23 protein-coding genes are annotated in these 11,711 nt (G+C 64.3%); 6 read left to right on the top strand and 17 right to left on the bottom strand.

All coding sequences use genetic code 11. The features are described 5' to 3' along the window. The first annotated feature begins 83 nt into the window (after positions 1-83). Positions 84-623 (top strand): hypothetical protein, encoded by a 540-nt coding sequence (locus tag CH275_RS26815; protein WP_143546886.1) that lies wholly within the window; start codon positions 84-86, stop codon positions 621-623. A 127-nt stretch (positions 624-750) separates the two neighbouring features. After that, the gene (locus tag CH275_RS26810; protein WP_179276376.1) at positions 751-1,257 is read left to right on the top strand and encodes a hypothetical protein; all 507 of its coding nucleotides are present in this window, start codon (positions 751-753) and stop codon (positions 1,255-1,257) included. A 20-nt stretch (positions 1,258-1,277) separates the two neighbouring features. Here CH275_RS26810 and CH275_RS26805 read toward each other — a convergent pair whose 3' ends face one another. Then, a complete protein-coding gene (locus CH275_RS26805) occupies positions 1,278-1,490 on the bottom strand; it encodes a hypothetical protein (protein WP_094681200.1) in 213 nt (70 codons plus the stop codon). A 187-nt stretch (positions 1,491-1,677) separates the two neighbouring features. On the opposite strand from CH275_RS26805, the gene CH275_RS26800 reads away from it, so the two are divergent. Genes CH275_RS26800 through CH275_RS26790 form a run of 3 tightly spaced genes read left to right on the top strand, consistent with a single transcriptional unit; the run spans position 1,678 to position 3,364 of the window. Beyond that, complete coding sequence (locus CH275_RS26800) at positions 1,678-2,616, top strand: methyltransferase (RefSeq protein WP_143546885.1); 939 nt, start codon at positions 1,678-1,680, stop codon at positions 2,614-2,616. 50 nt (positions 2,617-2,666) lie between these two features. After that, complete coding sequence (locus CH275_RS26795) at positions 2,667-3,032, top strand: hypothetical protein (RefSeq protein ID WP_094681198.1); 366 nt, start codon at positions 2,667-2,669, stop codon at positions 3,030-3,032. Further along, a complete protein-coding gene (locus CH275_RS26790; RefSeq protein WP_094681197.1) occupies positions 3,029-3,364 on the top strand; it encodes a hypothetical protein in 336 nt (111 codons plus the stop codon). The genes CH275_RS26795 and CH275_RS26790 overlap by 4 nt, the downstream gene beginning before the upstream one ends. A gap of 110 nt (positions 3,365-3,474) precedes the next feature. On the opposite strand, the gene CH275_RS26785 is transcribed toward CH275_RS26790, so the two are convergent. From CH275_RS26785 to CH275_RS26730, 13 genes are all read right to left on the bottom strand, one after another. After that, positions 3,475-4,362 carry a DNA adenine methylase gene (locus CH275_RS26785; protein WP_256991234.1) on the bottom strand — a complete coding sequence of 296 codons (888 nt, stop codon included), beginning with the start codon at positions 4,360-4,362 and terminating at the stop codon, positions 3,475-3,477. 92 nt (positions 4,363-4,454) lie between these two features. Then, the gene (locus CH275_RS26780) at positions 4,455-5,051 is read right to left on the bottom strand and encodes a DnaB-like helicase N-terminal domain-containing protein (RefSeq protein ID WP_094681196.1); all 597 of its coding nucleotides are present in this window, start codon (positions 5,049-5,051) and stop codon (positions 4,455-4,457) included. 33 nt (positions 5,052-5,084) lie between these two features. Next, entirely contained in the window at positions 5,085-5,381 is a 297-nt protein-coding gene (locus tag CH275_RS26775) for a hypothetical protein (protein WP_094681195.1), read from the bottom strand. Continuing rightward, positions 5,378-5,509 carry a hypothetical protein gene (locus tag CH275_RS30225; RefSeq protein WP_256991233.1) on the bottom strand — a complete coding sequence of 44 codons (132 nt, stop codon included), beginning with the start codon at positions 5,507-5,509 and terminating at the stop codon, positions 5,378-5,380. The genes CH275_RS26775 and CH275_RS30225 overlap by 4 nt, the downstream gene beginning before the upstream one ends. Positions 5,510-5,560: 51 nt before the next feature. After that, on the bottom strand, positions 5,561-5,794 hold the full coding sequence (locus tag CH275_RS26770) for a glutaredoxin family protein (RefSeq protein WP_094681194.1): 234 nt from the start codon (positions 5,792-5,794) through the stop codon (positions 5,561-5,563). Positions 5,795-6,006: 212 nt separating this feature from the next. Beyond that, positions 6,007-6,279: a hypothetical protein gene (locus tag CH275_RS26765; RefSeq protein WP_094681193.1), complete on the bottom strand. Its 273-nt coding sequence runs from the start codon at positions 6,277-6,279 to the stop codon at positions 6,007-6,009. A gap of 516 nt (positions 6,280-6,795) precedes the next feature. Next, on the bottom strand, positions 6,796-7,317 hold the full coding sequence (locus CH275_RS26760; protein ID WP_143546884.1) for a hypothetical protein: 522 nt from the start codon (positions 7,315-7,317) through the stop codon (positions 6,796-6,798). Positions 7,318-7,402: 85 nt separating this feature from the next. Continuing rightward, complete coding sequence (locus tag CH275_RS26755) at positions 7,403-7,783, bottom strand: hypothetical protein (protein WP_094681191.1); 381 nt, start codon at positions 7,781-7,783, stop codon at positions 7,403-7,405. After that, positions 7,780-8,079: a hypothetical protein gene (locus CH275_RS26750; protein ID WP_094681190.1), complete on the bottom strand. Its 300-nt coding sequence runs from the start codon at positions 8,077-8,079 to the stop codon at positions 7,780-7,782. The genes CH275_RS26755 and CH275_RS26750 overlap by 4 nt, the downstream gene beginning before the upstream one ends. 99 nt (positions 8,080-8,178) lie before the next feature. Then, positions 8,179-8,622 (bottom strand): hypothetical protein, encoded by a 444-nt coding sequence (locus tag CH275_RS26745; protein WP_094681189.1) that lies wholly within the window; start codon positions 8,620-8,622, stop codon positions 8,179-8,181. Continuing rightward, the gene (locus tag CH275_RS26740) at positions 8,619-8,951 is read right to left on the bottom strand and encodes a hypothetical protein (RefSeq protein ID WP_094681188.1); all 333 of its coding nucleotides are present in this window, start codon (positions 8,949-8,951) and stop codon (positions 8,619-8,621) included. The genes CH275_RS26745 and CH275_RS26740 overlap by 4 nt, the downstream gene beginning before the upstream one ends. Further along, positions 8,948-9,265: a hypothetical protein gene (locus CH275_RS26735; RefSeq protein WP_094681187.1), complete on the bottom strand. Its 318-nt coding sequence runs from the start codon at positions 9,263-9,265 to the stop codon at positions 8,948-8,950. Before CH275_RS26735 ends, CH275_RS26740 begins: the two co-directional genes overlap by 4 nt. Before the next feature lie 136 nt (positions 9,266-9,401). Then, the gene (locus CH275_RS26730; protein WP_094681186.1) at positions 9,402-10,337 is read right to left on the bottom strand and encodes a hypothetical protein; all 936 of its coding nucleotides are present in this window, start codon (positions 10,335-10,337) and stop codon (positions 9,402-9,404) included. Positions 10,338-10,451: 114 nt separating this feature from the next. On the opposite strand from CH275_RS26730, the gene CH275_RS30475 reads away from it, so the two are divergent. After that, on the top strand, positions 10,452-10,652 hold the full coding sequence (locus CH275_RS30475; protein WP_373453749.1) for a plasmid mobilization protein: 201 nt from the start codon (positions 10,452-10,454) through the stop codon (positions 10,650-10,652). A gap of 9 nt (positions 10,653-10,661) precedes the next feature. On the opposite strand, the gene CH275_RS26720 is transcribed toward CH275_RS30475, so the two are convergent. The 3 genes from CH275_RS26720 to CH275_RS29710 are packed head-to-tail and all read right to left on the bottom strand — an operon-like array spanning position 10,662 to position 11,530. Beyond that, a complete protein-coding gene (locus CH275_RS26720; RefSeq protein WP_094681184.1) occupies positions 10,662-10,922 on the bottom strand; it encodes a hypothetical protein in 261 nt (86 codons plus the stop codon). Between the two features lie 46 nt (positions 10,923-10,968). Continuing rightward, positions 10,969-11,322, bottom strand: coding sequence for a hypothetical protein (locus CH275_RS26715; protein ID WP_094681183.1), 354 nt, complete (start codon positions 11,320-11,322; stop codon positions 10,969-10,971). 46 nt (positions 11,323-11,368) lie between these two features. Further along, positions 11,369-11,530, bottom strand: a complete 162-nt coding sequence (locus CH275_RS29710) for a hypothetical protein (RefSeq protein WP_179276375.1) — start codon at positions 11,528-11,530, stop codon at positions 11,369-11,371. Positions 11,531-11,711: the final 181 nt, after the last annotated feature.

Here is an 11,711-nt window from a genome sequence, read left to right as displayed (position 1 = left end):
CTTCAAGCGCCGATTCGTGTACCCACCGAACTCGTCGCGCCGATGTTGCCGACGGTTCGGGCGACTTGAAAGGCCCGCAACTCATGAGTGCCACCCCCATCAACACAGACGCCATCTACGCCGCAGCCGAGGCTGCCGTTCGCGGACGTGTCGCCTTGGCCGAAGCCATCGTCACTGCCCAGCAAGCAGTCGGCACCGCCGAGGAGAACGCCGCCAAGCAACGAGCCGAAGCCGACGCCGCGATCAAAGCCGCCGAAGCCACCAAACGCGCAGCAACGAAATCGGTCGAGGCCAGCAAGAAGGCCGTCCACACCGCCATGAAAGAAGCGCTGACGGGCGGGTGGACTGCAGCCGAGCTCCGCGACATCGGGCTCACCGTGCCGACGTCGGTCATCGCTGCCGCCGCCGGCGGTAAGACGTCGGAGTCGCGCAAACGCAGTGCGAGCACCACACCGAAGCGCCCTCGGATCAGCCTGAACGCCAGCGAAGACGCCGCGTCGACCAACGCCGGTGAACAAGGCTCCACCGAACCGGGTACGACTCCCCCGGAACACCAGCTGCAGAACGAACACGGGCACACCGGCAACGCTCCCGACGTACAGTCACTGGCCTACACCGGATAGCGCGGGCGACGGGTCATGAGATCCTCGACAGCGGGCCGTGCTCGCGGCGAGAAGTCGTTGGCGCACAGCGGTCGTCGTGTCCACGACAGGCCGAACGGCCGGGAAGCGTTAGGTGGGTGGGGAGTTCGTGCCGAGACCGCTAGCAGTGGGCGACGCCGACGAACGAGCTCGGTTCCGCAGCTACATCGTGCACGGGCCGCATCGGTCCTCGTGTGCGATCTGGATCGGAGCCATTGCCGACGACGGGTACGGCCGATTCTGGGTTGCACGCGATGGACGGCAGCGGGTGGTTCGCCCGCACCGCTACGCGCTTGCGATCGAACTCGGTGGGTCGATCGACGACACGGTGAACGCCTTGCACATGTGCGACAACCCGATCTGCGTTCGGGTCACGCTCGACGAGGCGCAGCAACAGCCGCTTCACGTCGTCGACGGGAACCAGTCGCAGAATCTGCGAGACATGGCCGCGAAGGGACGCGGCGGTGGACGTCGCCAACCCGGGCTTTGGTACGGGCCGGATCGAGCCGCGCGTGCGGCTCGATCGCGTCGGCTACGTGCCGCGGTCCGCACGGGTTGGGACGACGCAGCGGTACAGGCAGCTCTATTGGAGAGCGGTACTCCCACGCTGTTCTGACACAGGGGCCGGGCGCGAGGTCACAGTGGGCTGCTGAAAGCACTGGCCACGACGGCCACGGCCATGGCGAACAGGATCCCGACCACCACGGCCACGAGTCGGAAGCCCATTCCGAACACCATGCCCGTGGCGCGCATCGGTGCGAATCGCCAGCCGCCGTCGTCGGTGACGCCGGCGCGCAACACCGCAACGACGATGACGATGCCGACCACTATCGCGATCACCACGATCATTACCTCACTTCTCGTTCTGGGGGTCGCCCCGTGTGGCGGCCAGTAGACACCACGCCACCGACAGGTTTCCGCGCGCTCGGTTCCAACCGGCGTGTCGACGCCGGCTGAACCAACACACTTTCGCACTTCTTCCGCGCGTGCCGTCTTCGGGAGAACACGCGCGCACGACGACAAAGGATCACTCCTCATGACTTCTCCACGAAATCGCCCTACCCGCTCCGAATTGATCACGGTCGAGGTCGCGACCCTCGATCAGCACAACGATCCCGGACATGTGTTCGCTCGCGCCGAGTTCCAGTCGCGGACAGCGGCTGCGTCCTTCGCCGTCAGCCAAGCCGCGATGCTCTCCGCCGGCAGGGAAATCGACCGTATCGCCGCCACGGTCAGCGTTCGGGCGCGCGACGGTGCACACACCGAGCTCCCCTTCACCGGGACACCCAACGAATTGGCGGTGATGCTCAGCAGCGAACCCGGGTACGCGGCGGGTGTGCGCAAGGCGCAGGTGCCGGCCCCGGCCGCAGTAGCCGAGGTGATCGCTCGATTCGCCGACTCGGCACCCTCACGGATCGACGCTTCTCCTACCGCCCAGGACGTGAGTGAGGTCCGAGTGCAGTCGACCCGTCCGGAGCCGATTCCCGATTCGCGGACCGTGGTCGGGGTGTACTCGACAGCGGACGCAACGCGCATTGCCACCGCGATCGCCGAACGGGTCGGCGGTTCGGTCACCGCAGATCCCGGGAGCCAAACACTGACCGTCAGCCATGCGGCACCGATCGCAGCGCACGAGCGTGAGGCAGTCGAGCGGCGTCATCGCATCGCCTCGCTTCGGGCGAACATCGCAACCCTGGACACGGTGCGAGACCGCGACCATGTCTCCGCGCTCAGTGGCGAACTGGACGATCTGCAGAAGCGAATGCAGTCGTTCGAGCCACGTCCGGACATCGCGCCGATGGACGACCCGGCGGCGCTGGGTCGGTCACGCGCGCCAGTTGCCGGCGAACCCGCCGCACCGTCGACTCCTCCCTCGTTGCGGGCAGTGCTCAATCGCCAGCCGAGTCACCCACGCGAAGCGGCCTCACCGGTGCAATCCGCTCAACCGCGCGCTGCACACGATCTCGGACGGTGAGCGATGACGGGCCTGCTGAGGCGCATGATCGATGATCCGAGCGCAGCGACGTGATCGAGGTCGGCTGGTATGTCGGGCTGCTGGGCCACCGCACGTCCGAGGAGATCCCCGAAATTGTCGAGCGGTTTCGGGCGTGCGGTGTCACTGCGGAGATCCTCGAGGAGGTTCTCAGTGATCCGAACCGACTGTTGCATTCCCCCGATCGTGATGGTGAACAGTGGGCTCAGCAGTACGGCGGCCCTGCCGGTGCTGCACTGCTCGTCTCCGAGCTGCTGACCTACCTCGCACACCAACACCGCATGGCCGCGCGGATACAGCTGGATCTGGCCAGCGGACACGCGGTATCCCCATTGCATCTTGTCCACCCTGCGCCGCCGGCCACCGGTGACGTATCGACCGAAGGACCCACACCATGAGTTCATCCGAATCCTCCACCGCCGCACTGTCTGAGATCGACAGTCTGGAACTGGCAGTCCTCACTGAACTGTGTTCCCCCGAAGCGGTGGCCGCGTTCGAGATGATGCATGCCAGCATCCGCCCGTCCAATGCGGCGCGGTTCGCCGACTTGCTCTCGATCATCAACGGACTGTCGGGCCCGAATTTCGCCGATGCCGCGTCTCTGAATCTGCTCGAGGCGATCGAGGATTCGTCGGACCTCGAGTTCGTCGAGTCCGTCGCGTCGCGCCTCGACCATCCGATCACCGCACTCTCTGTCGCGCAGCTTTTGCGGACCTACCACCGAGCGTGACTGCCACGCCCGTTCCTCACGCACCGAAGCCCCACAGGCGCACATTGGACTGTGTGGGGCTTCGGCGTTCGGAAGGCTTCTGTTTGCCCTCAGGGTCCCCGGCGAAGTGCTCAGTCGTTCGCGGCGATGGCTCGATGGGAGCGGACTCTGCAGGAGGTCGAACAGAACCGTCGACGTCGTCCGGTGACGGGTTGAGTGAGCACCATCCTGCAGTCGAGAGCAGCGCACCGAGTTTCGTTACATTCGGCGGTGACGGGCTGCGTTTCGTTACACGTAACGGGCGGGGTGCGGAGTGGACGGTTGGACCACAGCACTTCGGTGCGCGCCTTCCAGGTTCCGCCTTGGCTGGTGTGGGAGGCCAGTTCGGTGCGGTACCAGTCGGGGTAGAGCTCGCGGTCGTACAGATCGCACGCGTAGCCGGACACCACCACGGTGGCGTTGCAGGCGCGCACGTGTTCGGCAAGTTCGTGATGCTTTGCCGTACTCGCCATTTCGGTTCGGTAGTTCCGCGCGCGGATTCCGCCGACGTAGGGCGGATCGGCGTAGATGAGCGTGCGTCGACCGGTGCCGTAGGCGTCGATGACGTCGACGGCGGCGCGGTGCTCGAGAGAGACCTGCCGCAGGCGTTGCGCGGATGCTTCGATGCGGGCGACGTAGGCGTCGAGCCGTCGGGGCATCGAGGTGGTGGGGGTGTCGGCGGTGTCGTGCCGCCACCCGGTGTTGCGCAGGGTGCCGGTGCGCCCTTCGGTCAGACATACCCAGATCCGGCGTGCTCGTTCGATGTCGTCGAGAGGTCCGCGTCGGTGCAGTGCTGCGGATCGTTCGGTACGTGAGTGCGGGGTGAGGGCGCAGGCGCGGGCGAGATCGTGGGGGCGATCGCGCAGCATCTTCCAGAAGTGCACGATGTCGCCGTCGAGGTCGTTGACCGTTTCGAGTCGGCTCGGTTGCTTGGCGAGCAGGACGGCCAGTGATCCTGCGTACGGTTCGACGTAGTGCACGTGCTCGGGCAGTGCCGCGGCGATGGACGGTGCCAGTCGCGTCTTGCCGCCTTAGTAGACCATCGGGGGCCGTAGCGGCGGGCTGGCGATCGTCATGGGCGGGGCTGCCGAAAAGCGTTGAGCCGGTTGAACGCTGCTCGCTGGCGGCGTCCGTAGTCGAGCATCTGCTCGAACAGGTCTTCCTCGGGCAGTTCTTCGGCGCCCTGCATGATCGCTTGGCCGGCGGTGTGAATGCTGCGGCGGTAGCTCTGGGACAGGACGATGCCGGCGTAGTGGGCGACGGCCAGTCCGTCGGCTCCGGTGGTGATGACTTCGTTGAGGCGTCGTCGCAGGGCTGAGTCTTTGGCTCCGTCGGCTCCGGATCGCATGAGGGCGGCGGTGACGCTGGCCGGGTCGTACGGCTGGCTTCCGGTGATGAGGTCGGCGATGACGGTGAACATGCGCCGGTAGGCGGGATTGTCGAAGTCGTCGGCGGTCAGGATGGTCGCGACGCGGTGGTCTTCGGTGGACACTCCCCCGGTGTTGTTGCTCCACATCAGCGCGCACAGCAGCAGTGCTTCGGGGTCGGTGGCGGGGTTGTAGCCGACTTCGTCCGCGAGGACCTGCAGGACGTGCTCGACGGGTGCGAGGTCCGCGTGCGCCTGGCCTGCGTCGTCGCCGGGTGTGGGGACTGCGCGTAGCGGTGTCATTGCGGGCCTCGTTCGTGTCGGTGGTCTGGGCGGTCAGAAGTTGTGGTTGTCGAGCGTGTGGGCGAGATCGGCGCGTATCGCTTCGAGCGTGGTGCGGACGTCGTCGAGGCGCTCGGCGGTGGCCGCTGCGTCCTCGTGGGACAGCACGAGTCCGGTGGTGCGGCCTCGGAGTCCGTGGAGGATCTTCTGCGTGGGGCCGAGAACCATCAATGCATCCTCGAGGCTGTCGTCGAGCTCTTCGACGGCCTCCACTGCCCTGCGCAGCGCGAGGGTGGGCCGGCTCGGGGTGTAGTCGTCGACGTCGGTGTCCGCGCTGCTCAGTGTGGTCATGATGCGATCTTGTCGGTGTCGGACTGCTCGATTGGGTTCTGCGTCCGGTCGTGTTCTGCGGCCAGTTCGGCGTCGATCTGTCGGTCGATGTAGTCGGGGTCCGGTGTGTAGGCGGGTACGAGTCGCATGGCGGGTCTCTCCTGTGTCGGCGGGTGTATGGGTTTGTGGGTTTGTACGTTTCAGGCTGCGGCGAGCTTCTTCAGCGCGTCGATCCGGAACCCGCTCCAGTGGTTGTTCTCGTCGACGTAGACGACGGGGGTCTGTCGGTAGCCGAGTTCGTCGGTGATGAATCGGTAGGCGTCGGGATCTTCGGTGACGTCGATGATTCGGTAACTCACCTTCTTGTTGTCGAGCATTGTTTTGGTTGCGCTGCAGGGGTCGCATTGCGGTTTTGTGTAGACGGTGATCGACATAGGTTTCTCCTGGTGAGAATTGTTTCTGTTGGCTTCCATTCTACTTCAATAAGGCCCGCTGTGCCATCCTTTTCTAACCCCAATTTTTCTCTATTAGGTTGCTGCGTAACGTGATTCGGACCGCGCTGTACGTCGCTCCACAGTTTTCTAATTGCGCATTCCGAATACTGCTGAAATTTCTGTATCTCCGCCAATATTGGCGGCTATGGCATTCAAATAATGCGTCGTAGGAAGCGGCGGATTCTGTCGGTGATGGATTGGCCGGTGACGGCTACGTCGAACCAGTCGATGGTGTGCTCGTAGCAGGTGGGGCAGTCGTGGTCTTCGCATGGTGAGTTGTCGGTAGCGCCGCGTGTGTCTTCGTGGAGGCACGGGAGTCCGGGGATGGCACCTGCGGGGCAGTTGTAGTCGCGGCAGTCGCAGAGAGTGCCTGCGTAGAGCCCGGTGGTGTTGTCGTCACTTGCTGCGTTGTGGTCCTTGTGCATGACGGGCCTCTTCCTTCTCGACTGGTGGCCGGACCTGCTGCCCTGCCAATTTCTATTGCCGTGGTGGCTGGGGAGAGAAACCAGCGCACGGGAACGACGGGGCAACCCCTCGTCTCGGACAGTTTTCGTGGGAGCGCAGCGAGTGCGGGACGAAAAGTGTTCGGAGCCTTGGCCGTAGCGCAGCGGAGCGAGGGGTTGAGGCGGCGGGCACGGGTGATGGATGCTCGGAGAAGCCACCTACGTCAAAGAAATTGATTCTTTTCGCTCTTTTGAGTGCGGAGCGCAGCGGAGTTCGGTTCGGTGCAGCCCGTAGGGGTGCGTGTAGCCCGCTAGGGCCTGCCTGTGAGCGGTGCCGGCCTCTGGTGGTGGGACGCAGAACGCCGCCGGAGCTGGTGCTCTACGGCGGCGCGATAGTGGGGTACGGCTGGGAGGTGATTGTGCGGGAGCGACGGAGGGTGACGACGCTGGGTGTCGCGGTAGCTCTTCGGTGTTGCCTGGGTGGGTGTGCGGTGGGCGTCAGTATGGGTGTGGGTGGTTCTTGTCGGTGTCGTGTTGGATTTGTTGCAGTATTTGGCCGTTGGGGTGGTAGGCGGTGCTGGTGCCGGTGTGGGGGTCGTAGTCGATGGGGATGTCGTTGCCGTGTCGGGTGCGGAGAGTTTCGACTCCGAGCGGGGGAATGTCGTAGGGCCAGCGGCTGGTTGCCTTGGCGAATCGGTTGTATGCGTATCCGACGACTGCAGCTACGAGAGCGGTCACGATGATGACGATGGTGGCGAGTCGCGCTGCGAGGCTGGCGAGGGTGAAGATGGCGAATCCGAGACTGACGGTGAAGGCCAGGACTGCCGAGGCGGGGTTGTCGGGGTCGGCGTGTTCGACGGTCTCCTTGCACCATTGGGCGACAGCTGGTGTGAGGACTCCGCTTCCGAGGGTCAGGACGGCGGCGAGCGTTGCGGCGGTCTTGATGTTGTAGTAGCGGAGGGCTTTTCGTGTGATGGCGTGTTTGCGTCTGATGACGTTGTAGCGCATTGCTGCAGGCATGTCGGCTTCTCGCTGGGTGTCGGTCGCCAGTAGTCGAGTTCGTAGGGTCGGGTGCGGTGTGTTCCCCCCTGGTTGAGTCGGGCGGTCAGTGGTCGGACGCGCTCGCTCGGCGTTGATCGCCGATGAACTTGGCCCTGTTCGCGGTGGCGACGACCTCTTTCGTACCTTTCGAGCCCAGTTCGTTGCCGATACGGACAAGAGCGAACACCAATGCCACTGCAAGAGCGGGAAATAAGAGCTCGATGATGCTGACGCCAGATCCGTCGAAGCCCATCTTGACGTTGTACGCGGCTGCGGCCACCCCGAGGATGCCCACCACAACAGCGGCAAATCTGTTGAGCCCGATCCGAAGCCGGCCCATCGCGTCCGCGGATTCGAAGTAACGTTCGGCGTTGTCTGCGCTGTCGTCGAACAGGAATTCGTGGCGGATCTTGGCGTGGTCACGGAAGGTGGTGAAGGGGTTCATCGGTTGCCGCCCGTGGGGTCGATGGTCTCGTGGCTTCCGTTGAGGCCCTTGCGGTGCTCACGTTCTACTCGCCAGGGGGTGATGACTTCCACCCAGATCACTACGGCGACAAGGATGAGTGAGATCGCCGCGCCGACGCTGATCAGAAAGGTGCCGAGGCTGGGCATCTGCGGTTGGATCGCGCTGTTGTTGGGGTCGTCGTTGCCTGAGTAGAAGTACCAGATCAGCAGGGCGGCGATGCCGAGGCAGATGACTCCGCTGAGTGCGACGGATGCGTATGGCTTGCGTGTGTTCATTGCGTTCTCCCCGATCGTTGGTTTGTGGTGGGTTCGATGCTGTGAGGTGGGTCCGACTTTATGGTGAAGTGACCTGCGTATTCGTGTGCGCACTCGCACTTATCGTCGTCGGTTGATTGCGGCGTCATCGTGGCCTGCGGTCTGCGTGTGGCTCGACTGTTGGGCGCTGGTGGCGTAGTTGTAGCGGCCGGTGATCGAGTCGGTGAGCTGTCGTGCGAGCAGGGCGGGGACGGCCATTGCGACGGCGATGGCCCCCAGTAGGACGATGACGGGGACTTGGCTGTAGTTGTCGTCGGGGTCGAATACTGAGATGAATTTGGCGGGCAGGTTGAGGGTGATCCACAACGCGGCGACGCCTGCTGCCGCGATGCATCCGAGGATGGCTCGGCGGCGGTTGGTGGTGTCGTGGGTGGGTCGGGTGCGGTAGTAGTGGACGAGTTTGCTGATGGTGACGGTGGTGACCAGGATTGCCCAGATGGCGACGTAGGCAGTTGATGTGATGGTGTCGATGGTTGCGATCCAGAGTGTGTGGGGCAGTGTCATCGGTGGTTCCTGTCGTCGTCGAAGGTGGCTTGGGTGAAGCTGCGTTGCGGGTTGGCGTCGTATTCGGCGCGGGTGCTGTTGAACTGCCGTGCGGTCAGGTAGCCGAACAGGATGGAGACGGCGATGAGGGCGGCTTTCCATCCCCAGGCGACGTCTGGGTAGGTGATGGCGAAGACGCTGGCGGCGACTACGGCGAGGCCGATGAGGGCGAGTGCGTTGCTGTGCAACGACACTCGGGACGGCTTGCGTACGTAGACGGCCCCAACGGCGTAGGACCCGGTGACGGTTACGACGAACACGATGAAGGCTGTGGTGTTGACCAGGTTCATGCGTGTTCTCCTGATGTGGGTTCGGCGGTTCCGTGTCGTGTGCCGAGCAAGGCGGCAGGGCCGGTGCGGCGGAGCGCGTGGACACCTCCGGCGGCGATGATGGCCACTGCTGCGGTGCCGCCGATTTTCATGATCCAGTGCACGACGTTGTGGGGATCGTCGAGCTGGGTCCAGAGGCCTGCGATGGTGACGATGTTGCCGACGATCATGAGCAGGAACGCCCAGTTCGCCAGGGTGGTCTTGTCCTTGGTGCGAAAAGCGAGATTGGCGACGGCTGCGGCGAAGATCAGCGCTATTCCGGCGGTGATGAGCATTGATCTGGCCCCCTTGGCGTGAATCGGGTTCTGCCGTGATCGACAGTTGTGTCCGTCGTTGTGTTGTCGGTGGGTCATGTTGCCAGGTGGGGCCGACACATTGCTGGGTGTCGGCCCCACCGGGGCCGGGTTGGGGTCAGCTGGTGAGTTGTTTGCGTGTGGTGGTTTCTATGGCGATCTTGACGTTGTCGTAGATGCGGTCGGGGATGGTGACGATGCCGGCCGCGAGTTCCTCGACGGTGCGTAGCGCTGTCTCGCGTTCCTGCCCGGTGGCCGAGGTGTCGAGGGCGATACCGAGTGCGCTGCGGATCCGGCGCACGGTGCGTTGGCCCTTGACGCTGGTCACGCGTAGGCCCATGGTGCGGGCGTAGCCGTCGGCGCTGCGCCAGGCGGTGCGTGCTTTCTGCGCGGCGACGGCGAAGGCCTGCACGCGCTTTGCGGTGTCGGGGCACTGTTCGGGCCGGACATCGTTCATGGCGGCGAAGGCGTCGATGAAGGCTGCGGTGCGGGGCTCGGTGAGGTCGTCGAGCAGGGGCCTGATGAAGATGGAGTACGGGTCGGCCAGGTAGGCGGCGTAGGCGTCCGCGACCTCGCTGTAGACGGCGTGGGCGGCGGCGTAGTCGGCTTCGAGTGCCTTCTTGGCGTTGCGGCGGTCGACGACATGGCTGCGGGTCCGAACGATCAGGTACGCGGCCAATGCGAGAGCGAGCACAACCACGACGATCCAGACCAGCGGAGTCCAGTCCATCGGAACGTCGCGGGCAGCATCGACCGTCGGCGGTGCCGGGGCTGCCGGAATCGCGGGCGGGTCCGCGGACGGCAGGTCCGTCGCCTCCTCGGTCGACACCGGAAAGAGCATCACTCGGACTGCGGTGGCGGCGATGGCGAAGAGGAGCCCTCCACCGCAGATCCGTAGGGCCTTGCTGACGCCACCACCTGAATACTGAGGTCGAAATACCATGGCTGCGCCGTAGGCCATGCCGAGGAGACCGAGCAGGGTGCATCCCCACATCAGGTACGAGAGGACGACGACGAACTGCTCGCTCGACGTGGCGACGTAATTGTTTTGCATGAGTTCCCCGAATCATTGCCAACTGCAGTCGATCCCCGACTCTGTCCACCCTTTACTGTAGTCGATTAAATAGTGCGGAGCAACCATTTATCGTAGTCAGGTAATATTGTGAGCATGGGTCAGCGCGGTAGGCCGAAGTCGACGGAGCCGACGAGGGATCGGGTTGTGCCGGTGCGGTTTACCGAGTCCGAGCATGGCGAGGTGTCGGCTGCTGCGGCGGCGGAAGGCGTGACGTTGAGTGCGTTTCTGCGAGCACGTGGTGTGGCGTCCGCGAAGCGGGCCCTCAGGCGTGAGGGCGGTTCGACGGCCGGGTAACAGGCGCGGCTAGAGGCGGGCTCGAATGTTGGCGAACCACTCCGCCGTTGTGTCGAGGTCGGGTTTGCCGATGTCGTACCGGAGTCGGTCGTGTGCTTCGACTTCGGTGTAGCCGAGGCGCGTGAGCGTGGCTGTGTCGCGGAGGAGGACGGCGACGGCGAGGACTTCACCGGTGGACCAGGCGGGCCAGGGTTCGCCCAGCTTGTCGCAGGCGCGGGCGAATCGGGCTTTGTCGAGCCAGTCGATGGCGAAACGGTCTGCGGATGCCATGGTCGATCCTCCGTTCGGGTGTGGACTGATCGGATGATGCTGCGTCTCAGTATGTTTCGATGTGTAGTCGTTCGCGGTCGTATCGTTTGCAAGTGGCGATTGCGGCGGCTGCAGAGTCGTCCGATCCGAAGATGTAGCGATAGAACGGCGTGGCGTCGGGCAGGTCGATTCCTTTTGCGGCTGCGGTCGGCACCCAGGGGCGTCGGGCGTGTGTGTTGACGGTCTTTTTGCTCATGCCGAGCGCTTTCGCGGTCTCGGATTGACTGAGGCCGCTCAGGAGTGCGGTTTTGACCAGGGCCTGGTCGACATAGTTGTCGGCTAGGTAGGTGAGGTGCTGGACGAAGAAGCGGGAGCGTTGTCGTTGTTCGGTGAGGGAGTCGAGGTCGGGTGTGGCGGTCATGCGCCCAGTATGCCGGTACACGGTCAGTACCGCAATACCGTGCCCGCTATGCGATCGGTGCGACCGCGTCGGCCGGGACCCACTGCCGATCGAGGTCGAGCCGCCCCATCTTGTTGCCCGTGGGTATCGAAAACGACACGCTCGCAAGCCAATCACCCACACTCGTCCGGGCCCACGCGAACAAGGTTCCCTCGACAATGGTGTCCATGGCGAGGCCCTCGGCTCTCACTTTGAGAGCCGTGGTGTCGCGAAAGCGTCCGCCACCGGATCGACCGATCGCGAGCGCGACGTTTTGTGCACGGATGGACAGATGTCCACGTACTGTTGCCCACCATGCCGAGACCTGGTTGGCGTGTTTGTATCACTCCACACGAGTTGGTGCCGCGGCC

The sequence above is a fragment of the Rhodococcus sp. 06-235-1A genome, from assembly GCF_002258785.1.
Classification (GTDB): domain Bacteria; phylum Actinomycetota; class Actinomycetes; order Mycobacteriales; family Mycobacteriaceae; genus Rhodococcoides.
The sequence above is the reverse complement of the archived record's forward strand: the minus strand, read 5'-3'. Positions and strand labels throughout refer to the sequence as shown.